We start from the raw sequence: 23118 nt of genomic DNA on the forward strand, positions 1-23118 counted from the left end.
ATCCGGCCGGCTCAGCCGCCCCCGCCGCCGAAAACGCCGGTTTCGATGACATCGCCCCATGTGATGACGACGACCATCCCCAATAACAGGATGAGACCGAATGTCAGGCTCACTTCCTGCACTTTTTCCGGCAAATGGCGGCCGGTCAGGGCTTCGTATGCATTAAATACAAGGTGTCCGCCATCCAGCACCGGCAGCGGCAATAGGTTAAAAAAGCCGATCCCCACGGAGATCGATGCACACATTCCAAGGAGCATCCAGAACAGCTCGGACACACGCGTGCCAACCGAGACATCTTCCTGTGCCCACACCCGGTTCACGATTCGGCGTGACACATCGCCAATCCCGACCGGTCCGGACATTGTATGAATCGACATACGTCCGGTGATGATCCGGCTGAGCATGGTGACAGTCTGCTCAAGTGTCTTTCCGGTCTGGATAACACCCTGTCCGAGTGCTTCTGCCGGATTGTAACGGGTCGGTTCCTGAACGCTGACGCTGGCCAGTTTTACACCGATAGTGCCTTGGGGCACCTGCTGGCCGACTTCATTCTCACGCACCACTTCCTTGGGTGTAACGGTGAGGGTCTGCTCCGTGTCGCCGCGGCGAACCACGAAGTCGACTGGCGTATTGGGGTTGAGTATCGCGGCCAGCTGAATATCGCTGGCCGTTTTCACAGCCTTGCCATTGGCTGATATGACGATGTCTCCAGCTTCCATCCCTGCCACTGCGGCGGGGGTGCCTTCTTCAACAGAATAGATACCGATCTCCACATTCGGACGGCCGAAGGTACCGATCATCAGAGCAAATATGAGGCTGGCGAGCACAAAATTGGCGAAAGGCCCGGCCAGGCTGACAAGCGAGCGCTGCCCAACACTGAGTTCCGGATAAGGCCGCCCGACGAGGCCACCCTCAATCTTGCCGATATCGCCCGCAGTCTGCGCTTCGCCGGCGAACTTCACGAAGCCGCCGAGCGGGATCCAGTTGATGCGCCAGCGAGTGCCGCGCTTGTCCTTCCGTTCAAACAGAGGACTTCCAAAACCGATTGAGAAGGATTCGACAGCCGCCCCGAAAGCACGGCCGGCAAGGTAATGACCATATTCGTGGACGATCACCACGATGCCCATCATGAAGATGAGGCAAGCCAGAAACAATGGACCTTGGCTCAGCAACTCACCCAAGCGTACTACCCTCCGCCCCACCACCCGGGGCCCGCTTCAAGACGTCTCCAGCCGCAGAACGCGCGAACCGGTCCAGATAGCCGATCTCTTCTAGCGAACTACATGCCATTCCGGCCATATTGCCGGAAAGGAAGCGACTCAACACTTCCTTTACCACCCAGCTTATGTCCAGAAACCCGCATTGGCCCGCAATAAATGCAGAAACGGCGGTTTCATTAGCGCAATTTAATACCGTTGTAGCGCCCGGACCGGCGGAAAATGCCTCACGCGCCAAGTCCACCGCAGGAAATTTTGTACCGTCCACCGCCTCAAAATCGAGTTTTGCGAGGGACACAAGGTCGAGCCGGTTCACCGTGGTCGCAACACGATCCGGCCAGCCTAAAGCGTACGAGATTGGTGTCCTCATGTCCGGAGCGCCGAGTTGCGCGATCACCGATCCGTCCGTGAAGTGCGCCATGCCGTGAATAATCGACTGGGGGTGAATGATCACATCGATCTTATTGGCTGGGACATCGAACAGATAAGCCGCCTCGATCAGCTCCAGAGCCTTATTCATCAAAGTGGCACTGTCGATCGAGTTCTTGATCCCCATGGCCCAGTTCGGATGCGCCGCGGCCGCTTCCGGGCTGGCGGTGCGCATCTCATCCAGCGTCGCCGTCCGAAACGGTCCACCTGAGGCCGTGATGGTCAGCCGCTCCAGCGACTTGCCGTCACCGAGGCATTGGTGAATCGCGCTGTGCTCTGAATCCACCGGCAGGACCATTACGCCGGCCTTCCTGGCTTCTTCAAGGATCAGCCGACCGCCGCAGACGACGCTTTCCTTGTTGGCTATCGCCACATCATTGCCTGCCTGAACGGCCGCCAGCGTCGATTCCAGCCCCGCAGCACCAACAATCGCCGCAAGGACCCTGGCAGGCCGCGTTGCCGCTTCCGTCACGGCCGCGGCACCGCCAGCAGCTTCAATTCCGCTACCGGCCAACCGGTCCTTCAGGATCGGCAGCTGCGTTTCATCCGCGATCACGGCGATCTGCGGCCGGCATTCGAGCGCCTGCTCTGCCAGTTTCTCAACGTTACTACCGGCCGTCAGGGCAATGACGTCGAACCCGGCGCCGCCACTCTGATTTTCGTACTGGATGACATCGAGCGCCGAGCACCCAATGGAGCCTGTCGATCCCATAACAGAAACAGCACGCCTGGAAGTCATGCCTGCAGCCCAAGCATGTCCGGCAGGTCAGGCGCAATGTGGAAAGCCAGTACGGTTATGAAGGCAACCGCACCAAGACCATCGACGCGATCCATAACTCCGCCATGCCCAGGAAGGATCGATCCGGAATCCTTGACGCGGAAACGCCGCTTCAAGCCGCTTTCGAAAAGGTCACCCAACTGCGCCACCACGGAAATGGAGAGGCCTGCCAGGATCCAGCCCGCAAAGGGCACACGCTGGATGTCGGCCGCTGCGATGCCGCAGACAACACACGCAACGACAGCCCCAATCGCGCCGCTCCAGGTCTTGTTCGGGCTCTCTTTCGGTAGCAGCCGCGGACCGCCGAGCCCGCGGCCCGTAAAATAGGCCGCCGCATCGGAAGCCCAGACGAATGACATGAAATAGAGCGCAGCAGACCGGCCATCCCATGGCCCTTCCCGCAGCAACCACAAGGATGCTGGCATCAAGGTCACGTAGACGAGACCGAACACAGCGCTGCCCCGGTGATTCCAGCCACCCTTCGCTGTCATCGCCGCAAAGACGGCTCCAGCGAGAATTACGCCCAGCGCGATGCCTGAATTGCTGAGAGGAAGTGCCAGGCACGCCAACGCAGCGAACGCGACCAGCAGCATGGGTTTGATAAAACCGCTGATATGCCCCCATTCCCAGGCCATGACGCCCGCTGCCGCCGCGCAAGCCACAGCCAGCCCCCAACCGCCGGACCAAACTGCGGTCAGCCCGAGCGGGATCAGGATGGCTGATGATATCAGCCGCAGCCCCAGATTTGAAAATCTGAGTTCCCGGGGGGTCCAGTCTCCCATCAGTGCGGCTCCGACGTCACGGCACCGAACCTGCGTTCCCGATTCCGAAAGTCTGCGATTGCCTGTTCCAACGAAGACTTGTCGAAATCCGGCCAGAGCACGTCCGTAAAGATCAATTCGGCGTAGGCAGCCTGCCAAAGAAGGAAATTGGATAAGCGGTATTCTCCACTGGTCCGTATCAGCAAGTCGGGATCCGGAATGCCATCTGTATCCAGAAACTTGGCAAATGCGGTCTCATCGATTTCTTCGGCTTCGAGTTCACCGTTCTGGATTGCCGCTGTGAGCTTCTGCGCAGCACGGAGGATCTCTTCCCGGCCACCATAGTTGAATGCGATGTTGAGGTAGAAATCGGAATTTTCGGCTGTCTCCCGCTCCGCCTTGTCGACGAGCTCCGCGATATCTGTGGGCAGACCTTGCCGACGTCCAATGACGCGGATCCGGACCCCCTCCCGCTTCAACCGGCCGAGGTCGCGCTGTACATAGGCTTTCAAAAGGCCGAACAGCGCACTGACCTCCGCCGCGGGACGGCGCCAGTTTTCGGTGGAGAACGAGAAAACGGTCAGATACCGGATGCCAAGCTCCGGTGCGGCCTCGACCGTCCGGCGCAACGCTTCAACCCCGCGCTCATGGCCTGCCGCACGCGGCAATCCCCTGGCCTTTGCCCAGCGTCCATTGCCATCCATGATGATGGCAACATGCTGCGGCCCCGGCAGCCCCTGTGCCCCGGCGCCCTCTGAAGCGGGGGCGGGTTCACCGGACATCAGACCTGCATGATCTCCGCTTCCTTGGCCTTCAGCGCATCGTCGACTTTCGCGACATAGATATCGGTCAGCTTCTGGACTTCATCGGACAGGGCGTGGTGCCGGTCTTCGCTGATCTCGCCGTCCTTTTCCATCGCCTTTAGGCTATCCATGCCGTCGCGGCGAATATTGCGGATCGCGACGCGCGCCGCTTCGGCATACTTGCCTGCTACTTTCTGAAGTTCTTTCCGGCGTTCTTCATTCAGCGGCGGGATCGGCAGGCGAAGGTTCTGGCCATCGACCACTGGGTTCAGACCGAGGCCGGACTCCCGGATCGCGCGATCTGCAGCGCCGACGACAGCTTTATCCCAGACATTCACAGACAGCATTCGCGTATCGGTGACTGTCACGGACGCCACCTGGTTCAGCGGAACAGTCGAGCCATAGGCAGGCACCATGATGGAATCGAGCAGGTTCACGGATGCACGACCGGTGCGCAGGCCGCTGAATTCTGTTGAGAGCGATGTCAGTGCGCCTTCCATGCGGCGCTCGAGATCTTTCTTGTCATAGCTCATTTGGAAGACGCTCCCTTGTTCGTAATTGTCGTCGAGGTGCCCTGACCGTGCAGCACTTTCAGAAGCGACCCTTCCTCCTTCAGTGAGAACACCACGATCGGGATGTTGTTGTCACGCATCAGGCTGACTGCAGAAGAATCCATCACACGAAGGTCTTTCACCAGCAACTCCTGATAGGACACATCGTCATAGCGGGTGGCGGAGGCATCCAGCTTCGGGTCGGCCGTGTAGACGCCATCCACCTGCGTGCCTTTCAGCAAGGCATCGCAGTTCATCTCAATGGCGCGCAGGGCAGCGCCAGTGTCTGTGGTAAAGAACGGATTGCCGATTCCCGCAGCAAAAATGACGATCCGGCCCTTCTCCATGTGGCGCTGGGCACGGCGGCGGATGTAGGGCTCGCAGATCGCTTCCATATGAATCGCAGACAGGACGCGGGTCGGCACATCCATATTCTCCAGAACACTCTGCATGGCGAGGGCGTTCATTACCGTGGCCAACATGCCCATGGAGTCTGCCTGAGCCCGCTCCATGCCCTTCGCGGCACCGGCAACGCCTCGGAAAATGTTACCGCCGCCGATGACCAGGCAGATCTCGGCGCCAGCATCGCGCGCGCCCTTGATGGCCTTGGCAAACTTCTCGCAGGTCGGGATATCGATTCCGAACTGGCCGGGGCCCATGAGGGCCTCCCCTGACAGCTTAAGCAGTACGCGTTTGTACTTGAGTTTGCTTGTCTCGGGATCCCCGCTCGGCATCGTCATTTTCCCTTCGCTGGAAGCCTTATGGCCTCCTAAAAGATTCCCGGCCGCCTGTCATGGGCGACCGGGATGTTCAAAGCCCCTTGCGGGCGGAAAGGCAAGCCTGATCAGGCGCCTTTTGTCATGGAAGCGACTTCATCTGCGAAGTTGTCCTCTTCCTTCTCGATGCCATCACCGAGCTTGAAGTTGACGAAGCCTTTCAGTGTGGCGCCCTCGCCTTTCAGGAACTCACCAACCGTCTGGTCAGGGTTCATGACGAAAGGCTGCTCAACCAGCACGACTTCCTTGTAGAACTTCTGCATGCGGCCAACGATCATCTTCTCGATAACATTGTCCGGCTTTCCGCTTTCACGCGCCTGCTCGGTCAGGACGCGCTTTTCAGCTTCGACGATGGCCGGGTCCAGCTCGTCTGTCGTTGCAGCAGCCGGCGACGTGGCAGCGATATGCATTGCAACCTTGCGGCCGATTTCGTCCAGGTCACCCGAACCGTCGAGCGCGACCAGCACACCCACTTTGCCCATGCCAGGAGCTTCTGCGTTGTGGATGTAGGAAGCGACCTTGCCTTCAGCCGTCAGTTTGGCGGAGCGGCGCAGGGTCATGTTCTCGCCAATCGTCGCAACAAGGCGCTTGATCAGGTCGTCGACAGAGCCTTCACCATCCGGCGATGGCGCGGCAGCAAGAGCCTCGACGGAACCGTCGGTGTTCAGGGCTGCCTTGGTGATGCCGGCCAGAGCGGTCTGGAACTTTTCGTTACGGGCAACGAAGTCCGTTTCGGCATTCAGTTCGACGATTGCGCCGGACTTGCCGTCTTCGGAAACCTGCACAGCCACCAGGCCGTCAGCGGCCGTACGGCCCGACTTCTTGGCAGCTTTGGACAGGCCCTTGGCACGGAGCCACTCGGTGGCCGCCGCTTCGTCACCATTGTTTTCGACAAGCGCCTTTTTGGCGTCCATCATGCCTGCGCCCGTTTTTTCACGGAGCGCCTTCACAAGCGCAGCTGTAATCTCAGCCATAGCTTTATTCCCTCAGTCTCGATTGTACCGGTGCGGTTTATGCGCCGGCTTCGTCAGCCGTTTCGTCTGCTGCAGCAACATCAGCATCCACAACGCCTGTAACGTCTTCCAGCTCGCCCAGATCCATGCCGAGACCGGCGGAGGATTCTGCAAGGCCGTCGAGAACGGCATCGGCGAACAGGTTGCAGTAGAGCGAGATAGCGCGTGCAGCGTCGTCATTGCCCGGGAAGCCGTAATCGGCGTCTGCCGGATCACAGTTCGTATCCAGGACGGCCACAACCGGGATACCCAGCTTGCGGGCTTCCTGAACGGCGATGGCTTCCTTGTTGGTATCGATCACGATCATGGCCGACGGCAGGCCGCCCATGTCAGCGATACCGCCCAGAGATTTATGGAGTTTCTCACGGCGGCGCTCGAGGTCGAGCAGCTCTTTCTTGGTCAGGCCGGCGCCACCACCCGTTTCAAACATCGCGTTCAGTTCGCGCAGCTGCTTGATCGAGTTGGACACGGTAGACCAGTTGGTCAGCGTGCCGCCGAGCCAGCGGTGGTTCATGTAGTACTGGGCGCAGCGCTGCGCGGCTTCAGCGACCGGCTCCTGGGCCTGGCGCTTCGTGCCGACGAACAGAACGCGGCCGCCCTTGGCCACCGTATCACGCACGAACAGCAGTGCCTGGTGCAGAGCCGGCACAGTCTTGGAAAGGTCCATGATGTGAATGCCGGAGCGGTCGCCGTAGATGTACGGCTTCATACGCGGGTTCCAGCGGTGGGTTTGGTGACCGAAGTGAACGCCAGCTTCGAGCAGCTGACGCATGGTGAAGTCAGGTAGGGCCATCGATTGTCTCCATCCGGTTGGCCGTCACGGGTGGAACTTTGGACCCCAATGGCCCGCAGCACCGGATGCACCCGTGAACTGGTTTAAGATGAGGCGGCTTATACAGATATTCCCTTGCCGGGCAAGCGGTCTGAGGCCTGTTTTGGCAGGACTTCAGGTGATCATTTCATGACTATACTGGACTATGTCATGAACCCGGCATGCCCTAGATGGAGCATCAGGCGGCTTTCAGGGGCTCCACACGCTCCACGCCTGGCACGTCCTTCAATGCCCGCTGGGCTTTCAGGCTGATCGTGTAGGTCGCCGGCAGCTTCAGAATCACCAGCCGGCCATCCTCCAGCGGCACCTCGACCAGAATGTCACCGCGCTCGGTATCAGGCAGCTTGGCGAGGTGACCGACCACGCCCGCGATCTCCGCCGGATTGGCCCCCACGGCGAGACGCACCTTCAACGCCCCCATGCCCCGGCTGAGACGGGCCGATTCCAGTGGCAGGACCCTTTCGGCATTGAGGCGGATCTCTTCCCCGTTCCGCTTCACCCCAACAGTCACCGCAACAGCGTTGCCCACCTGCAGCAGGTCGTAATTCTGGGACAGGGTTTCCGGGAAGACCATCATCTCAACCTCGCCCGTCGGATCGGACAGGGTGAGGAAGGCAAACTTGCCGCCATTGCGGGCCGGCTTGTCGGAGCGCAGGCGCACGATTCCGATCATTTCGATAGGCTTGCCGTCCGAAGCCCGCTCCTCGATCTCCATTGCGAGGGTGATACGCTCCCGGTCGAGGCCCGAGAGGACATCGTCCAGCGGGTGGCCGGAGAAGTAGAACCCGATGGAGCGAAACTCCTCATCCAGCTTCTGCTGGCCATTCCACGCCTTGGCCGACGGCAGGACCGGGCGCAAAGCTGGCTCGGCATCGCCAAACAGGCCGCCCTGGCCGCCCATCCGGTCTTCCGCCGCACTTGCCGCCATCTGAGCCAGCATCGGCGCCCCGGCGAGCACGCGCGCCCGGTTCTTGTCAAAACAGTCGAACGCCCCCGCCTTGGCGAGGGATTCGAAGGCCTTCTTGTTCACATGCTTCGGATCGACCCGTTCGGCGAAGTCGTAGATGTCCTTGAACGGGCCGTCCTGCTCGCGGATCGCCACGACATGTTTCATCGCTTCGAGGCCAACGCCTTTCAGCGCACCCAGCGCGTAGACGATTGCCCCATCGCGCACATCGAAGTCAGCAGTCGAGCTGTTCACGTCCGGCGCGATGACCGGGATCTTCAGCCGCTTGGCTTCCTGGAAGAAGGCGGCAAGCTTGTCGGTGTTGCCGAGATCGAGGCTCATCGAGGCGGCCAGGAACTCCACCGTGAAGTGGCGCTTCAGGTAGCCGGTATGATAGCCGATCAGGGCATAGGCCGCGGCGTGGGACTTGTTGAAGCCGTAGCCTGCGAACTTCTCCATCGTATCGAAGATTTCGTTGGCCAGCGGGGCTTCCATGCCCTTGTTCTTTGCCGCGCCCTCGACGAAGCGCTGGCGCTGGGCAATCATCTCTTCCAGCTTTTTCTTACCCATGGCACGGCGCAGCAGGTCAGCATCGCCGAGCGAATAGCCGGCAATCTCCTGCGCCATCCGCATGACCTGTTCCTGATAGACCGGCACGCCATACGTGGCTTCCAGAACAGGCTTCAGGTCCGGGTGGGCGTACTGGACGCCCTCGGGATTTTCCTTGCCCTCGATATAGACCGGGATGTTTTCCATCGGGCCCGGACGATAGAGCGAGATGATAGCGATCACGTCTTCAAGACTGTGCGGACGCACCTTCTTCAGCGTATCGCGCATGCCCGCGCCTTCCAGCTGGAAGACGCCGAGCGTGTCACCGCCGCCCATCATGTCGTACGTGTCCTGATCGTCCAGACTTTTCCATTCCGGACCGACATCCTTGCCGTCCCGCCGGATGAATTTCAGGGCGCGGTCGATGACTGTCAGGGTCTTCAGGCCGAGGAAGTCAAACTTCACCAGTCCGGCCATCTCGGCATATTTCATGTTGAACTGGGTGGCCGGAAGGTCTGCCCTCGGATCGTTATAGAGCGGCACCAGCTCCACGAGCGGCCGGTCACCGATCACGACACCGGCGGCGTGTGTGCCTGCGTTCCGGTATTTGCCTTCCAGTTTCAGCGCGATCTTGAGGAGTTCGCCAACGCGCTCATCGGCGTCCATCTCCTCATAGAATTTCGGCTCGTCGTCGATCGCTTCCTGAAGCTTCGGCGGATTGGCCGGATTGAACGGGATCAGCTTCGCCAGACGGTCCACCTGACCGTAAGGCATCTGCATGACGCGCCCCACATCGCGCACCACAGCCTTCGCCTGCAGCGTACCGAAAGTGATGATCATGGCGACTGAGTCCGCACCATACTTGTCGCGAACATAGCGGATCACCTCGCCCCGTCGTTCCTGACAGAAGTCGACGTCGAAGTCTGGCATCGAAACACGTTCGGGGTTCAGAAAGCGTTCGAACAGAAGATCGAAGCGTAGCGGATCAAGGTCCGTAATCAGGAGAACCCAGGCAACCAGCGAGCCCGCACCGGAGCCCCGGCCCGGCCCGACCGGAATGCCCTGATCCTTGGCCCATTTGATGAAGTCCGAAACGATCAGGAAGTAGCCCGGGAACCCCATCCGCTCGATGATGCCGAGTTCATAGTCCAGCCGTTCGAAATATGTCTCACGCTCGGCATACAGCCGGTCGGCTTCCTTGAGGCGGAATTCGAGGCCCTCCAGCGCCTGCTTGCGCAGTTCTTCTGCCTCAGACCGCCCTTCGTTCGAGAAGTTCGGCAGGATCGGCTTATGCGTCTCGGCCTTCACCGAACAGCGCTGGGCGATCTCGACCGTGTTCTCGATGGCTTCCGGCAGGTCCGCGAACAGCAGACGCATTTCCGAAGGCGATTTCAAGTATTGCTGGGCGCTCACCTGCTTGCGGTCCGGCTGGCCCAGATATTCGCCATTGGAAATACACATCATGGCGTCATGCGCCTGCGCGTCGCTTTTCTTCATGAAGCGCGCATCATGCGTCGCTACCAAAGGCAGCTCCAGCTCATAGGCCAGTTGGATGAGTCCTTCTTCAACGGCGCGTTCATCCGGCGTGCCGTGGCGTGTGATCTCGACATAGCACCGCCCCGGATAGGCGCTCGCCAGCGTGGACAGTTCCGTCCGTGCATCTGCCACCCGGCCTTTGAGCAGATGTTTTGCGACCTCACCCTCGGCGCCGCCGGTCAGCACGATCAGGCCGTCGGTCTGTTCCATGACCAGTGCGCGCGAGAGTTTCGGCACGCCGTCCGCCGCGTCCAGATAGGCGCGCGACGACAGGTACATCAGGCGGCGGTAGCCTGTCTCGTTCTGGGCATAGAGCGACAGGCGCGACGGCTCGGCCCTTGGCACGTCCTCTACAACATCGAAACAGCACGCCATGATGGGCTGAATACCAGCTCCAGAAAGCGTGAGGGATATTTCAAGCGCCCCGAACAGATTGTTGCGGTCGGTGATGGCGACCGCAGGCACCAGGTGCTCCTCACACCAGGCCTTCACGTCCTTGGGCGAAATCATGCTTTCCAGCAGCGAATAGCTGGAACGGATGGCCAGATGGATGAAGGGCGACTCGGGCAAGGCAATCTCTCCTCAGGGGAGGATAAACTGCATGGCCAACCCTCGCCAGACCAGACAGCAATGCCCGGTTTTCACAGCTTATTCCGGTTCGTAGGGAACCAGTTTTCCGTCTTCCAGCGTCAGAACGCGGTCCATATGGGCCGTCAGTGCATGATTGTGAGTCGCCACAAGCACGGCGGCGCCCTCTTCCCGGGCCATCTTGATGAAGGTGGCAAACACCCGTTCGGTCGTCGCGGGGTCGAGATTGCCCGTCGGCTCGTCGGCGATGACAAGACGCGGCGTGTTGGCGAGCGCCCGGGCGATGGCGACTCGCTGCTGCTCCCCGCCGGACATCTGACCCGGCTGGTGGTCTGCCCGGTGGTCGAGGCCCATTTCGGCCAGCAGTTCCGAGGCCTTCTCGCGGGCGGCCTTGCGGCTGACGCCTGCAATCATCAGCGGCATGGCCACATTGTCCGCCGCGTTGAACTCCGGCAGCAGGTGGTGGAACTGGTAGACGAAGCCGATCTTGGAGCGGCGCAGCGCGGTGCGGGACTTGTCGTCCAGCTTCAGGCAATCGACGCCATCCAGCAGCACGGTGCCCGCCTCTGGCCGTTCCAGCAGTCCGGCAGTGTGCAACAGGGTGGACTTGCCGGAGCCTGACGGGCCGATCAGGCCGACCAGTTCACCCGCCTGCAGCTTCAGCTCCGCACCGGACAGCACGTTCAGCTCCCCCGCCGCCGTCTTGTAGGCGCGGTTGATGCCGGAGAGTTCGAGCACGGGGGCCGTCATCACTCGAACCTCAACGCGCTGACCGGATCCTGGCGGGAGGCCCACCAGGCCGGGATAAGGGACACACCGGCCGACATGGCGAGGGCATAGAGGCCCGTGCTGAACACGTCGCCCCAGTCGAGGATCGCCGGCAGGTGCGCGAGCCCGTAAGTCTCCGCGTCAAACACTTTGCCGCCGTCCATGAACAGATTGATGAAGGCTTCAATGGCGCCGATGTTCAGGATGAACAGAACGCCGATCGTCATGCCGAGCAGCGCGCCGAGCGTACCGAGCACGGTCCCGACCATCAGGAAAACGCGCAGCACCCCGCCCCGGCCGAGGCCGATGGTGCGCAGGATCGCGATATCGCGGGTCTTGTTCTTCACCAGCATGACAACGCCGACGATGATGTTCAGCGTGGCGATACCCATGATCACCATGACAAGCAGGCGAACCATGGTACGCTCCACTTTCAGGGCGTTCAGGTAGGCCGCGCGCTGGCTTTTCCAGTCATACATGCGCACAGCATTGCCGGTGGCGAGCGCTATGGCCTGCATCGCCTCCTGCGTCTTGTCCGGATCCTTCAGCCGGATATCCAGCATCTGATAGTGATCCTTGGACTGGAACAGGATCTGCGCCTGGTCCATCGGCATGAAGATATAAGCCATGTCGAGCTCGACACTTCCAGTGGAGAAGATCTCGCCCACCGTATAGGCCTTCGAGCGTGGCGTGGCGCCCATGACGCTGGCATTCGTACCGGTGGTGATGATCTCGACCTTATCACCGGGGATGACGCCCAGCCCTTCCCGGCCCGCCGCCAGGAAAGAGCCCATCATAATCGTATTGCCGCCATTCCTGCCGACTCCGAACCCCGCATCGATGGCGGCCTGCCCATGGTCCTTCAGGAATGCGAGGGTCGACAGGTCCTCGTTGCGCATCGCGCGGACGACGGCGCCGGTCTTGCGGCCATTGGCGGTGACGAGGACGTATTCTTCGATATAGGGCGATGCACTCGTGATCCCGGGGATCTCGCGGATCTTGTCGGCAAGCGCTTCGGCTTCGGCCTCTGTGTACTGATTGACGACCGCATAGACATGCGGCTGGCCGCCCAGCAGCGCGTCCAGCAGCGTCGCGCGAAAACCGCTCATGATCGACATGGTGATGATCAGCGCCGCAACAGCAAAGAAGATTCCGACAAAGGAGATGATCGAGATCAGGCTCGCGCCGCCATGCTCACGCTTGGCGCGCAGGTACCGCCAGGCCAGGGTTCGTTCGAGACGTCCGAATGGCGCAGCGGCCTGACTCATGCGGGCGTAACCTTTGCAACGACTTCAGCGAAAGGCAACTCCACCTTCTCGCCGGTCTTGCGGTTCTTGACTTCAACTATGCCCTTTTCAAGGCCTTTGGGGCCGATCACCAGCTGCCATGGCAGGCCGATGAGATCCATCCGCGCGAACTTGGCGCCGGCACGGTCATCCGTGTCGTCATACAGCGTGTCGATGCCAGCGGCTTCGAGTTGTTCGTAGAGATCACCACAAGCCTTGTCACAGCCTTCGTCACCGACGCGCATGTTGATCAGGCCGACATGGAACGGCGCAACCGATTCCGGCCACACGATGCCGTTGTCGTCATGACAGGCTTCGATGATGCCTCCGACAAGGCGAGAGACGCCGATGCCATAGCTGCCCATCTGGACCGGCACCATCTGGCCATCCGGCCCCTGAACCACGGCGTTCATCGGCTTCGAATACTTGGTGCCGAAATTGAAGATGTGGCCGACTTCAATGCCGCGCGCGGAGACCTGACGGTCTTGCGGAATGGCGGCGAACGCCGCTTCGTCGTGCATCTCTTCGGTAGCCGCATAGTATTGCGTGCGTTTTTCCACTTCGCCGGTGAGATCGCCCTCAAAGTCGAGATCCAGCCCCGGCGGCTCCATATCCAGAAGCGTCTTGTCACAGAAGACGGCGCTTTCACCTGTATCGGCCAGGATAATGAATTCGTGGCTGAGTTCCCCGCCAATCGGGCCGGTGTCGGCGCGCATCGGCACGGCGGTGAGGCCCATGCGGCTGAATGCGTTCAGGTAAGCACAGAACATCTTGTAGTAGGCGACGCGGGCACCGTCTTCCGTCAGGTCGAAGGAGTAGGCGTCCTTCATCAGGAATTCGCGGCCCCGCATGACGCCGAAACGCGGACGCACTTCGTCGCGGAACTTCCACTGCTGGTGATACAGGTTCAGCGGCAGCTGCTTGTAGCTCTTCACATAAGAGCGGAAGACATCGGTGATCAGCTCTTCATTGGTCGGGCCGTAGAGCATGTCCCGGTCGTGCCGGTCCGTGATGCGCAGCATCTCCTTGCCATAATCGTCGTAACGGCCGGATTCCCGCCAGAGGTCGGCCTGCTGCAGCGTCGGCATGAGGAGCTCGATAGCGCCAGCGCGGTCCATTTCTTCCCGCACGATCTGTTCGATCTTCTTCAGGACGCGGAAGCCCAGCGGCAGCCAGGTGTAGATGCCTGCCCCGTTCTGGCGCACCATGCCGGTGCGCAGCATCAGCTTGTGCGAGACAATGGCCGCATCTGCCGGCGCTTCCTTGGAAACGGGCAGGAAGTATCTGGAAAGCCGCATCGAATCCCCGGGGACTTGTTGTAAAACGCGGCTCACCTAGCCGCAGGGGCACCTATTGCGCAAGCAGGCGTGGCACGACGACCGCGGCGATTGCCGTGATCACAACCGCCCCCATCGTGGCCCACAGCGCTTTTTTGCCAACCATATGGTGCTTGGGCGCTGCTTCTTCGGTTCCCTCAATCGTCGATCCGTCTTCCCACTGGCCTTTGACGCCAATGGGAAGGACCGTGAAAAAGCAGACCCACCAGGCGATCGTGAAGACGACCAGCCCACTCATGAATTGCATTAGTGAGCGCCTTTCGGGCTTTCCATCAGTTCGATCAGGACGCCGTTTGAGTTCTTCGGGTGAACGAAGATGATCATCGTGCCATGGGCGCCTATGCGAGGCTTGCCGAGCACGGTGGCACCGCGTTTGCCCATCTCTTCGACAGCCTCATTGATGTCGTCCACCTCGAAGCAGACATGGTGCTGGCCGCCCTTCGGGTTCTTCTGGATGAAGTTGTGGATCGGGGACTCTTCGTTCAGCGGCTCGATCAGCTCGATCTGGCTGTTGGGCAGGTTTACGAAGCAGACTTTCACGCCCTGTTCCGGCATGTCGAAGGGGGTGGTGATGTCCGTCGCGCCGTAGAGCGTGCGATAGGTTTCGCAGGCTTCTTCCAGGTCCGGCACGGCCACGCCAACATGGTTCAACGGTCCGATCTTGAATTCACTCATGATACTCAGGTCCTCAAAACAACGACTTCGATCATCGGGCGCATGCCCCAGGCTGTCTCTGCGGCCTTTCGAAGCGCGCGGCCGATGGCCCGCTCGACCGCATCGTCATCGAAGCGGTCCTTGCGTTTCATATTGCTGACAGCAATGTCGGCCGCCTCTTCGAGAGTTTCAAGGCTTTCGTCTGCGAGCCGACCGTCAGGCTCTGAAAAGCCTTTCACGACCACGACGGGCCCATCCATAATGTTGCCGTGTCCGTCGAGCGAGACGCTCGCGAAAACCACACCATTCCACGACAGTTTCCGGCGCTCCTGAATCCCCTGCGCGCCTTCCGGCACGAGTTGATTGCCATCCAGGAAAAGTCGGCCATTCGGCACTTCGTCGAGAATCTCAGCCGGCCCGGGCGCAAGGCGGACAAGGCTGCCATTGCGCGGCGTGATCGCCTCGGACACCTGAAGGGAGCGCGCATAGGCTGCATGCTCCATGATGTGCCGGCGTTCGCCGTGTACGGGCACGGAAATGCGCGGCCGCACCCACTGGTACATACGGCGCAGTTCGTCGCGGCACGGATGACCCGATACATGGATCTTCTGCGGAACCATGCGCGGCGTGATCACACGGATGCCTTTTTCGGCCAGACCGTTCTGAAGCTCGAAGATGCCTTTCTCGTTCCCAGGGATTTGTCTGGAAGAGAAAATGACCGTGTCGCCTTCCCGAAGGATCACGTGACGGTGGTCACCGCGCGCGATACGGGACAGGGCTGCCCTCGGCTCACCCTGGCTGCCGGTGCATAGATAGAGGATGTGCTCCGGCGGGAAATGACCTGCTTCGCTCTCGTCCACGAACTCCAGTTTCGGCGGCAGGATACCGACAGCTTTCGCGGCATTTGTGATCTTGTGCATGCTGCGCCCGACGAGGCACACGTGCCGGTCTGCCTGCGTCGCAGCATCAATGATGGACTTCACGCGTGCCACATTGGACGCGAACGTCGTAACGGCGACCGCACCCGTCTTCTGCTGCGCGATCAGTTCCACAAGTCCCTGACGGACCGTTTCTTCAGATCCGGACTCGCCTTCCTCGAACACGTTCGTGGAATCGCAGACCATGGCGAGCACGCCTTCATCGCCAAGTGCGGTCAAACCGGAAATATCCGTTGTCGAACCGATTTGCGGATCCGGGTCGATCTTCCAGTCGCCTGTATGGAGGACCAGGCCCGCAGGTGTGCGGATGGCCAGCGCGTTGGGCTCAGGAATGGAATGCGTCAGCGTAACGTAGGTCACTTCGAACGGCCCAGCCTGAACCTTGCCGCCCATCGAGATCACTTTCAGAGCGCCCGTATCGACACCGCGCTCTTCCATCTTGGAACGGACGAGTTCTGCTGTGAACGGTGTCGCATAGATCGGCGCCCTGATGCCAAGGCGCGGATAGATCAGACCGACGGCACCGATATGATCTTCATGCGCGTGGGTCAGGAAAACGGCGTCGATATGCTCGCCAATCAGATAGTCCGGATCCGCACAGATCAGGTCAACACCCGGCGTATCGTCGCTGCCGAACGTCACGCCCAGATCCGCCAGGATCCAGCGGCGCGCTTCCGGCGGGCCGAACCCGTAGGCATTGAGGTTCATGCCGATTTCGCCGCAACCGCCAAGTGGCAGGAAGACGAGTTCGTCCCGGGAGGAAGCTTTATCGGGCATGAGGTCCTATTTGTTCAGACGATAGATTTCCAGGAGGCCCCGAATGAGGAGGTCCTGGTCGTAATGATCGATTGTCTCGCTGGCGCCTTCGAACAGGGAAGCCACACCGCCGGTGGCAACAACGCTCATCGGTTTGCCGTACTCTTCCTTGATCCGGTTCACGAGCCCGTCGATCAGGTCGATATAACCCCAGAACACGCCGGACTGCATGGCCGAGATGGTATCCTGTCCGATCACCTGCGGGGGGCGCTGGATCGCGATGCGCGGCAGCTGCGCAGCGGCATCGTGCAGTGCCTTCACGGACAAGTTGATCCCCGGAGAAATGATGCCGCCTTCAAACGCGCCATCCTCCGCGACGACATCGAACGTTGTGGCGGTGCCACTGTCGATCACGATCAGATTGCCCGGATATTGCTTATGTGCGCCAAGCGCGCTGACGATCCGGTCGGCCCCCACCTGCTCCGGCCGTTTGATGCGGATTTCCATACCCGTCTTCAGGCTCGGGTCGCCGATAAACATCGGCTCCACATGCAGGTAGCGGCGGGCAAGGTTGCGGAAGTTGAATACGGCTTGAGGCACAACGGTCGAGATCACGCAGCCATTGATCAGGCTGAGATCGGCCCCGTGCATGTCCGCCAGCCGCCACAGCCAGGCGGCGTGGTCGTCTGCAGTCTTTGTCGGGTCGGTAGCACTACGCCACTGGTTCACCCATGCATTTCCGTCATGGATACCGAAGACCGTATTCGTGTTGCCAACGTCGATAGCGAGCAGCATCCGCGTCAGACCTCTCCAATAAGATGTACATCGCCGGCCCTTATGGTCTGTCGCGATCCATCCGGCAATCTGAGGATCAGCCCCCCATCTGCAGCCATGTCCTCGAACACGCCTTCGACCGGCACACCGCCAGGCGAGACCCGCACCATACTGCCCAGCCCCTCGGCGCGCTTCAGCCAGTCGGTCCGTACTGGTCCGAAGCCCTCTCGCGCCTGCGCCAGCCGGGTCATGAAATGGCGGGTCAGGGAACCAAATACTTCAATATGATCAAGGTCTTTCTGGCCTGACAGCTCCGCAAGACAAGTCGCTGCCTGCCCGGCCTCAGGCGGCACCTGAGCCACGTTCACGCCCATGCCCGCGATGACCCAGAGCCCCTGCTCGTCCTGCCCGGTTTCGATCAGGATGCCAGATAGTTTGGCTTTGTTCACACGTACGTCATTGGGCCATTTGACGCGCACATCCGCGCCCGGCGCATATTCCAGCGCGGTGTCGCTGACCGCGAGCGCCGCCGCAAATGGAATACGAGACGCGACCTGGATGCCACCCGGTTCGCGGAACAGCGCCGAAGTGAAGATGTTGCCTTTGGGCGAGGCCCAGTTGCGCTGCAGCCTGCCCCGACCCGCCGTTTGTTCGTCTGCCAGGATCCAGCAATTCTCAAACGCGCCGGTCTGGGCCCGCCGCCGGGCCTCAGTGTTGGTGCTGTCTATCGTATCGAAGCGATGGACGGGCCAGGCTTGGTTCAAGCCGTGATCCCCAGCGCGGCCTGATCTGTCCACCCGCTCAGCAGGAAGAAGAAGATCATGAACACGATCACGAACAGGGACGAAGCCAGCACGACCAGCGAGACGGAGCCATCGATGGCTTCAAAGCGTTCTGTCGGCTCATCGAACCACATGATCTTGATCAGGCGCAGATAGTAGCCAAGCGACACGACCGAAGCGAGCACGAGGATGATCGCCAGCGGGTAGAGCCCTGCACTGACACCTGCTTCCAGAACGACCCATTTGCCGAGGAACCCGCCGAACGGCGGCAGGCCGGCTACGGACCAGATCAGGACCGACAGCGCGATGGCAAGCAATGGGCGCTTGCTCATAAGGCCGCCCAGCTCGGAAATGCCTTCAACCATGCCGCCCTGACGGCGCATCGAAAGCACAGCCGCAAACAGGCCAAGCGAAGAAACCACATAGAGCGTCATGAAGGTCAGCAACGGACCGGCGCCAAGCTCCTTGCCCGCGGCCACGGCGACCAGCGCATAGCCAACATTGGCGATCGAGGAATAGCCCAGCAGGCGTTTGATATTGGTCTGCGTCAGGCCACCGAAGGCGCCGATCAGCATGGACAGGCCGGCGATGATCGCAATGATCAGCTGCCACTGGTCCATCGCATCGCCGAAGACCTGAAACATCACATTGGCGAACACAACCATGGCAGCCATCTTCGGCGCGGCACCGAAGAATGCACCGACCGGTGTCGGGGCACCTTCATAGACATCCGGTGTCCAGACGTGCATCGGGGCTGCCGAGACCTTGAAGGCCAGGCCGACGATCATCAGAACCATGCCGAACATCAGACCAACAGAGAGATCCGCCGCGGCGATGCCTGCATAGAAGGTCGTGCCGGAGAAGCCGTAGACCAGCGATGCGCCGTAGAGCAGCATACCGGAGGCCAGCGAGCCGAGGATGACATATTTCAGGCCCGCTTCCGAAGAGCGCGCGGAATCGCGATGGAACGCGGCGAGCACATAGGACGAAAGGCTGAGCGTCTCGATACCCATATAGAGCGTCATCAGGTTCGACGCAGACAGGATGATGCCCATGCCGAGCGAGGCAAAGATCGTCAGCAACGCATATTCATAGCGGGCCGTCTCGTGACGCTTCAGGAAGCCTTCTGACATCACAAGCGCAAGTCCGCCCACAATGAACGAAACGATCTTGGCGAAGTTCACGAACGTGTTGGTTTCTACAAGGCCGTTGAAGGCTTCGCCGCCCTGATAGGTCAAAGCCGCGATACCAGCGGCAACGAACAGGACGAGCGCCCCGAACTTGAACGACAATCCGTTAAAGCTGTCCTTGAGCAGCGCACCGAGCAGCACGCCCAGCAGGCCTGTGGCGGCGAGCCAGAGTTCCGGCCCGATCGCCAGGGTCATGGCAGTGAAGTCGAGCATGGGCGATCAGCCTCCGGCCATCAGCGAGAGGATGCTCTGGGTAGCGCCCTCGGTCAGGTTAAAGATCAGGTTGGGCGCGACGCCGAACAGCAGCGTCAGCAGCGCCAACGGAACGATAGTAACGAGTTCGATCCGGTTCATGTCCTTGAGTTCATTCAGCTCCGGATTGGTGATCTGGCCGAACACGGTGCGCCGGTAGAGCGTCAGCATGTAGACAGCCGAGAAAATGACGCCCAGCGCAGCGCCAGCTGCCGCCCAGGTCGAAGCCTGGAAGCCGCCGACCATGGTGAGGATCTCACCGATGAAGCCCGACGTGCCCGGCAGGCCGACATTCGCCATCGTGAACAGCATGAACAGGGTCGCATAGACCGGCATCCGGTGAACGAGGCCGCCATAGGCCGCGATCTCGCGGGTGTGCATGCGGTCGTAGACGACGCCGACGATCAGGAAGAGCGCGCCGGAGATGAAGCCGTGGCTGATCATCTGGAAGATCGCGCCCTGCACACCGATTTCGGTGAAAGAGAAAACGCCAAGCGTCACGAAGCCCATATGCGCGACAGACGAGTAAGCGATCAGCTTCTTCATGTCTGTCTGGCGCCACGCGACCAGCGATGTGTAGACGATGGCAACAACAGCCAGTGCGAACATGGCCGGCTGGAACAGCTGGCTCGCATCCGGGAACATCGGCAGCGAGAAGCGCAGGAAGCCGTAGCCGCCCATCTTCAGCAGGACACCTGCCAGGATGACCGAACCCGCCGTCGGCGCCTGAACGTGCGCATCTGGAAGCCATGTGTGGACCGGCCACATCGGCAGCTTCACCGCGAAGGACGCCATGAAGGCCAGCCATAGCCAGGTCTGGACATGCGGATCAAAGGCGAACTTCTCAAGCACTTCAAAGTCGGAGCTGCCGGCCGTGATGTACATGTATACAACCGCGACCAGCATCAGGAGCGAGCCAAGCAGCGTGTAGAGGAAGAACTTGAACGCGGCGTAGATCTTGTCCTTGCCACCCCAGATACCAATGATCAGGAACATCGGGATCAGGCCGGCTTCGAAGAAGATGTAGAACAGGACCAGGTCGAGTGCGGTGAACACGCCGATCATGAAGGTCTCGAGCACCAGGAAGGCAACGACATATTCCGTCACCCGCGTGTGGATCGAATTCCAGCTGGCCAGAAGGCAAATCGGCGTAAGGAACGTCGTCAGCAGGATCAGCGGCAGTGACAGGCCATCAATGCCCAGCTTGTAGCTGATCGACTGATACCAGACATGCTGTTCAACCAGCTGATAGCCCGGCGTCGACGGATCGTAATAGAAGAACGCCGCCAGCGAAACGAGGAAGGTCGCGCCGGAAATGACGAGGCCAGCCAGAAGCGCGGTGCGCCCCTCATTGGCGGACTCGGACGAGCTGCTGCCAGCCGTCGCTGCGCGCACGGCCATGATGATCAGTGCGCCAACCAGCGGCAGGAAGGTCAGCGCCGATAGAATGGGAAAACCGCCCATTAGTTTGCCCCTCCGGCGTTCAGCCACATAAGCGCCCCGAAGACGAGAGCTGCGCCAATGATTACAAATGCATAGTGATACAGGCGGCCGGTATGCATGGCCGACAGGCGACGGGCACTGAACAGGGTCAGCGCAGTCATGCCGTCAGCGCCAACACCGTCGATGACCTTCTTGTCAGCTTTCCAGAAGATGTTGCCGAGGAAGGCCGCGCCACGCACCAGCGTCGCGTTGTAGATCTCGTCGAAGTACCACTTGTTGTAGAACAGCGAGTAAAGCGGGCCACCAGTGTCGGCGATGCGCTTGCCCACGCCGCGATTGAAGAAATAGGTCATCGTGGCCAGCAAGAAGCCGCCCAGCGTCACGATCAGCGGCGCGTAGATCACCCATTCCGGCACTTCGTGGCGGGCATGGAGGACATGGTTCTCCGAGGCGCGATAGATCGCACCGGCCCAGAAGGCTTCGTTCGAATGGTCGACGAAGTAATCATAGAAGAAGAAGCCCGCGAAAATCGCACCCAGGCTGAGCAGGCCGAGCGGGATGAGCATGACCATAGGGCTCTCATGCGGCGTGTGATCGTGGTCGTGTCCATGATCGTCGTGCGCATGGTCATCATGAGCGTCCTGTGCCGCATGAGCGTGATCATCATGAGCACTTTCCGAAGCCCTCGGTCCGTGGAACGTCATGTAGATGAGGCGCCAGGAATAGAAGCTGGTCAGGAAGGCCGCGACGATACCGAACCAGAAAGCCATCTGGCCGAAGGCAACGTGTTCGACACCGCCCGCAAAGGCGCTCTCCAGGATCGCATCCTTCGAGAAGAACCCGGCGAAACCAAGCTTCGTGTGCGGAACACCGAGACCGATGATAGCAATCGTACCGACCATCATGGCTGCGTAGGTCAGCGGCATGAACTTGGCGAGGCCACCCATTTTCCGCATGTCCTGCTCATGGTGCATGCCATGGATCACCGAACCTGCGCCGAGGAACAGGAGGGCCTTGAAGAAGGCGTGCGTGAAGAGGTGGAACATCGCCGCCTCATAGGCGCCGACACCTGCCGCGAAGAACATGTAACCGAGCTGCGAACAGGTCGAATATGCGATGACGCGCTTGATGTCGTTCTGCGCCATGCCGACGGTTGCGGCGTAGAGAGCGGTGACGGCGCCGACCACCGTGATCATGCCGGCCGCCACGAGCGTGTATTCGTACAACGGCGAGAGGAGGCAGACGAGGTAGACGCCCGCGGTCACCATGGTTGCGGCGTGGATCAGGGCGGAAACCGGCGTCGGGCCTTCCATGGCGTCCGGCAGCCAGACGTGCAGGAAGAACTGGGCCGACTTGCCCATCGCGCCGATGAACAGCAGCACGCCGATCACTTCGACCGCCCAGACACGGTAGCCGAGGAAGTTCATGATGACTTCGCGCGCTGGCGCCGGATCTGCAAAGGCAATCGGGGTCACCATGGCGTTCTCGCGCAGCGCTTCCATGAAGGGCGCGAACTCAACCGTGCCGTAGATGCAGAACACAGCCATGATGCCAAGCGCGAGGCCAAAGTCGCCGACACGGTTGGTGACGAAGGCCTTGATTGAGGCGTCGTTCGGCGCCTTGTTCTGGTACCAGAAGCCGATCAGCAGATAGGATGCGAGGCCCACACCTTCCCAGCCGAAGAAAAGCTGGATGAAGTTGTCAGCGGTCACCAGCATCAGCATAGCGAAGGTGAAGAGCGACAGGTAAGCGAAGAAGCGCGCCTTGTGCGGCTCCTCGCTCATATATCCCCAGGAATAGAGGTGCACGAGGCCGGACACGCCGGTGATCACCGCCATCATGACGATGGACAGCGTGTCGACACGGATGGCCCAGTCAGCCTGGAAGTCGCCAACATGGATCCACGGCATCAGCGTGATGATGTGCTGCGTCACGGCATGGCCATGTTCGGCGGCACCATGGGCATCGCCGCCATGACCACCCACTCCGGCGGCATAGGCGAACAGCTGGAAAAGCGACAGGGCACCCGCCGTCAGCACAACGCCGGTGGTGGCGTACATGACGATCTTGTCGCCGATAATCTTGTGGAACAGACCCGTCAGCGCCACGAGGCCGGGCGCAAGGACGATGAAAAGGAGAAGCGCGTCAGAAAGCATACC

Annotated in this window: 20 protein-coding genes; all 20 read right to left on the reverse strand. The window is 60.6% G+C overall.

Annotation, left to right across the window (positions count from 1 at the left end; genetic code table 11):
* Positions 1 to 11 precede the first annotated feature (11 nt).
* Positions 12 to 1181 (reverse strand): RIP metalloprotease, encoded by a 1170-nt coding sequence (locus tag HY17_RS07270; RefSeq protein ID WP_139068985.1) that lies wholly within the window; start codon positions 1179 to 1181, stop codon positions 12 to 14.
* On the reverse strand, positions 1174 to 2385 hold the full coding sequence (gene dxr / locus HY17_RS07275) for a 1-deoxy-D-xylulose-5-phosphate reductoisomerase (RefSeq protein WP_051599811.1): 1212 nt from the start codon (positions 2383 to 2385) through the stop codon (positions 1174 to 1176). Before dxr ends, HY17_RS07270 begins: the two co-directional genes overlap by 8 nt.
* Positions 2382 to 3206: a phosphatidate cytidylyltransferase gene (locus HY17_RS07280; protein ID WP_051599812.1), complete on the reverse strand. Its 825-nt coding sequence runs from the start codon at positions 3204 to 3206 to the stop codon at positions 2382 to 2384. The genes dxr and HY17_RS07280 overlap by 4 nt, the downstream gene beginning before the upstream one ends.
* Positions 3206 to 3967: an isoprenyl transferase gene (locus HY17_RS07285; RefSeq protein WP_034765043.1), complete on the reverse strand. Its 762-nt coding sequence runs from the start codon at positions 3965 to 3967 to the stop codon at positions 3206 to 3208. The genes HY17_RS07280 and HY17_RS07285 overlap by 1 nt, the downstream gene beginning before the upstream one ends.
* Complete coding sequence (frr, locus tag HY17_RS07290; RefSeq protein ID WP_034765046.1) at positions 3967 to 4521, reverse strand: ribosome recycling factor; 555 nt, start codon at positions 4519 to 4521, stop codon at positions 3967 to 3969. Before frr ends, HY17_RS07285 begins: the two co-directional genes overlap by 1 nt.
* The gene (pyrH, locus tag HY17_RS07295; RefSeq protein ID WP_034765049.1) at positions 4518 to 5273 is read right to left on the reverse strand and encodes a UMP kinase; all 756 of its coding nucleotides are present in this window, start codon (positions 5271 to 5273) and stop codon (positions 4518 to 4520) included. Before pyrH ends, frr begins: the two co-directional genes overlap by 4 nt.
* Positions 5274 to 5383: 110 nt before the next feature.
* Positions 5384 to 6289, reverse strand: coding sequence for a translation elongation factor Ts (gene tsf / locus HY17_RS07300; RefSeq protein WP_034765052.1), 906 nt, complete (start codon positions 6287 to 6289; stop codon positions 5384 to 5386).
* Between the two features lie 37 nt (positions 6290 to 6326).
* Positions 6327 to 7121 (reverse strand): 30S ribosomal protein S2, encoded by a 795-nt coding sequence (gene rpsB / locus HY17_RS07305; RefSeq protein ID WP_034765054.1) that lies wholly within the window; start codon positions 7119 to 7121, stop codon positions 6327 to 6329.
* 217 nt (positions 7122 to 7338) lie between these two features.
* Positions 7339 to 10761 (reverse strand): DNA polymerase III subunit alpha, encoded by a 3423-nt coding sequence (gene dnaE / locus HY17_RS07310; RefSeq protein ID WP_112074222.1) that lies wholly within the window; start codon positions 10759 to 10761, stop codon positions 7339 to 7341.
* Between the two features lie 78 nt (positions 10762 to 10839).
* Entirely contained in the window at positions 10840 to 11529 is a 690-nt protein-coding gene (locus HY17_RS07315; RefSeq protein ID WP_034765059.1) for an ABC transporter ATP-binding protein, read from the reverse strand.
* Positions 11529 to 12815, reverse strand: a complete 1287-nt coding sequence (locus tag HY17_RS07320; protein WP_034765062.1) for an ABC transporter permease — start codon at positions 12813 to 12815, stop codon at positions 11529 to 11531. The genes HY17_RS07315 and HY17_RS07320 overlap by 1 nt, the downstream gene beginning before the upstream one ends.
* The gene (gene proS, locus HY17_RS07325; protein WP_034765065.1) at positions 12812 to 14131 is read right to left on the reverse strand and encodes a proline--tRNA ligase; all 1320 of its coding nucleotides are present in this window, start codon (positions 14129 to 14131) and stop codon (positions 12812 to 12814) included. The genes HY17_RS07320 and proS overlap by 4 nt, the downstream gene beginning before the upstream one ends.
* 52 nt (positions 14132 to 14183) lie before the next feature.
* Positions 14184 to 14417, reverse strand: coding sequence for a DUF1467 family protein (locus HY17_RS07330; RefSeq protein ID WP_034765068.1), 234 nt, complete (start codon positions 14415 to 14417; stop codon positions 14184 to 14186).
* Entirely contained in the window at positions 14417 to 14845 is a 429-nt protein-coding gene (mce, locus tag HY17_RS07335) for a methylmalonyl-CoA epimerase (RefSeq protein WP_034765070.1), read from the reverse strand. Before mce ends, HY17_RS07330 begins: the two co-directional genes overlap by 1 nt.
* Positions 14846 to 14850: 5 nt before the next feature.
* Positions 14851 to 16539 carry a ribonuclease J gene (locus HY17_RS07340; RefSeq protein WP_034765073.1) on the reverse strand — a complete coding sequence of 563 codons (1689 nt, stop codon included), beginning with the start codon at positions 16537 to 16539 and terminating at the stop codon, positions 14851 to 14853.
* Between the two features lie 6 nt (positions 16540 to 16545).
* Positions 16546 to 17313: a type III pantothenate kinase gene (locus HY17_RS07345; protein WP_034765075.1), complete on the reverse strand. Its 768-nt coding sequence runs from the start codon at positions 17311 to 17313 to the stop codon at positions 16546 to 16548.
* A 5-nt stretch (positions 17314 to 17318) separates the two neighbouring features.
* The gene (locus HY17_RS07350) at positions 17319 to 18056 is read right to left on the reverse strand and encodes a biotin--[acetyl-CoA-carboxylase] ligase (protein WP_034765078.1); all 738 of its coding nucleotides are present in this window, start codon (positions 18054 to 18056) and stop codon (positions 17319 to 17321) included.
* Complete coding sequence (nuoN, locus tag HY17_RS07355) at positions 18053 to 19477, reverse strand: NADH-quinone oxidoreductase subunit NuoN (RefSeq protein WP_034765080.1); 1425 nt, start codon at positions 19475 to 19477, stop codon at positions 18053 to 18055. Before nuoN ends, HY17_RS07350 begins: the two co-directional genes overlap by 4 nt.
* Positions 19478 to 19483: 6 nt before the next feature.
* Positions 19484 to 20980: an NADH-quinone oxidoreductase subunit M gene (locus HY17_RS07360; RefSeq protein WP_034765083.1), complete on the reverse strand. Its 1497-nt coding sequence runs from the start codon at positions 20978 to 20980 to the stop codon at positions 19484 to 19486.
* On the reverse strand, positions 20980 to 23115 hold the full coding sequence (gene nuoL, locus HY17_RS07365; RefSeq protein ID WP_034765085.1) for an NADH-quinone oxidoreductase subunit L: 2136 nt from the start codon (positions 23113 to 23115) through the stop codon (positions 20980 to 20982). Before nuoL ends, HY17_RS07360 begins: the two co-directional genes overlap by 1 nt.
* Positions 23116 to 23118 lie beyond the last annotated feature (3 nt).

Origin of the sequence: Hyphomonas sp. CY54-11-8, from assembly GCF_000682735.1 — a bacterium.
In the GTDB taxonomy this organism is placed as follows: domain Bacteria; phylum Pseudomonadota; class Alphaproteobacteria; order Caulobacterales; family Hyphomonadaceae; genus Hyphomonas.

What these genes read in the sequence shown, in the direction of transcription:
- HY17_RS07285 (WP_034765043.1), bottom strand. Translation starts at nt 3,967, where the DNA reads ATGTCCGGTGAACCCGCCCCCGCTTCAGAGGGCGCCGGGGCACAGGGG.
- HY17_RS07360 (WP_034765083.1), bottom strand. Translation starts at nt 20,980, where the DNA reads ATGGGCGGTTTTCCCATTCTATCGGCGCTGACCTTCCTGCCGCTGGTT.
- HY17_RS07280 (WP_051599812.1), bottom strand. Translation starts at nt 3,206, where the DNA reads ATGGGAGACTGGACCCCCCGGGAACTCAGATTTTCAAATCTGGGGCTG.
- nuoL (WP_034765085.1), bottom strand. Translation starts at nt 23,115, where the DNA reads ATGCTTTCTGACGCGCTTCTCCTTTTCATCGTCCTTGCGCCCGGCCTC.
- rpsB (WP_034765054.1), bottom strand. Translation starts at nt 7,121, where the DNA reads ATGGCCCTACCTGACTTCACCATGCGTCAGCTGCTCGAAGCTGGCGTT.
- proS (WP_034765065.1), bottom strand. Translation starts at nt 14,131, where the DNA reads ATGCGGCTTTCCAGATACTTCCTGCCCGTTTCCAAGGAAGCGCCGGCA.
- nuoN (WP_034765080.1), bottom strand. Translation starts at nt 19,477, where the DNA reads ATGCTCGACTTCACTGCCATGACCCTGGCGATCGGGCCGGAACTCTGG.
- HY17_RS07315 (WP_034765059.1), bottom strand. Translation starts at nt 11,529, where the DNA reads ATGACGGCCCCCGTGCTCGAACTCTCCGGCATCAACCGCGCCTACAAG.
- HY17_RS07345 (WP_034765075.1), bottom strand. Translation starts at nt 17,313, where the DNA reads ATGCTGCTCGCTATCGACGTTGGCAACACGAATACGGTCTTCGGTATC.
- dxr (WP_051599811.1), bottom strand. Translation starts at nt 2,385, where the DNA reads ATGACTTCCAGGCGTGCTGTTTCTGTTATGGGATCGACAGGCTCCATT.
- frr (WP_034765046.1), bottom strand. Translation starts at nt 4,521, where the DNA reads ATGAGCTATGACAAGAAAGATCTCGAGCGCCGCATGGAAGGCGCACTG.
- HY17_RS07330 (WP_034765068.1), bottom strand. Translation starts at nt 14,417, where the DNA reads ATGCAATTCATGAGTGGGCTGGTCGTCTTCACGATCGCCTGGTGGGTC.
- HY17_RS07340 (WP_034765073.1), bottom strand. Translation starts at nt 16,539, where the DNA reads ATGCCCGATAAAGCTTCCTCCCGGGACGAACTCGTCTTCCTGCCACTT.
- tsf (WP_034765052.1), bottom strand. Translation starts at nt 6,289, where the DNA reads ATGGCTGAGATTACAGCTGCGCTTGTGAAGGCGCTCCGTGAAAAAACG.
- HY17_RS07320 (WP_034765062.1), bottom strand. Translation starts at nt 12,815, where the DNA reads ATGAGTCAGGCCGCTGCGCCATTCGGACGTCTCGAACGAACCCTGGCC.
- mce (WP_034765070.1), bottom strand. Translation starts at nt 14,845, where the DNA reads ATGAGTGAATTCAAGATCGGACCGTTGAACCATGTTGGCGTGGCCGTG.
- pyrH (WP_034765049.1), bottom strand. Translation starts at nt 5,273, where the DNA reads ATGCCGAGCGGGGATCCCGAGACAAGCAAACTCAAGTACAAACGCGTA.